At 40.4% G+C, this 695-nt stretch carries 2 protein-coding genes; both read right to left on the minus strand.

Translation table 11 applies throughout. The features are described from left to right. On the minus strand, positions 1-252 hold a 252-nt coding region (locus A3757_RS06050), incomplete at its 3' end, for a GTP-binding protein (RefSeq protein WP_156506214.1). A 130-nt stretch (positions 253-382) separates the two neighbouring features. Further along, positions 383-616 carry a VF530 family DNA-binding protein gene (locus tag A3757_RS06055; RefSeq protein WP_082865102.1) on the minus strand — a complete coding sequence of 78 codons (234 nt, stop codon included), beginning with the start codon at positions 614-616 and terminating at the stop codon, positions 383-385. Positions 617-695: the final 79 nt, after the last annotated feature.

The raw sequence follows: 695 nt of genomic DNA on the forward strand, positions 1-695 counted from the left end.
GTCAACGTGTCCAGGAGTATCTATGATGTTCATGCGGTGATCATCCCAGAAGGTTGTGATCGCTGCAGACTGGATAGTAATACCACGCTCAGCTTCCTGCTCCATAAAGTCAGTTGTAGATTCACCATCGTGAACCTCACCAGTCTTATGGATCTTACCAGTTAGCTTTAGAATACGTTCTGTAGTGGTTGTTTTACCAGCATCAACGTGAGCGAAGATGCCTATATTTCTGTATTTGGATAGATCTGTCATTATTCTACTCAATAAGTTCAGGGCGGAAAAAAATTTGCGGTAGTATACAGGATTTTTTTCGAAAGTTTGAAAAAAAACGTAACATTTTATGCCTGGGCAAAAAATAGTCGTATTTAATTTATTTAGGCAGCTATTTTTTCTGCCATGGGCTGTTACATAAGTCGATATAAAGCGCTTCAACTTTGCTACGAGCCCAAGGGGTTTTTCTTAGGAATTTTAAGCTGGACTTAATGCTCGGGTCGTATTGAAAGCAACGAACAGGAATTCTATTGCCTAGTTCTTCCCAGCCGAAATGAGATTCAAGCTTTATAAGAATCTTTTCTAAAGTCATTCCATGAAGAGGGTCGTGGGACTGGTCATGCACCTTGTGTGTCTCGCTATATTATTCGCCGGTTTTAATCAGGTAGATACCATCACTCTCTATACGGATCTGCCGTTGTTTA

Source organism: Oleiphilus sp. HI0117 (assembly GCF_001635235.1).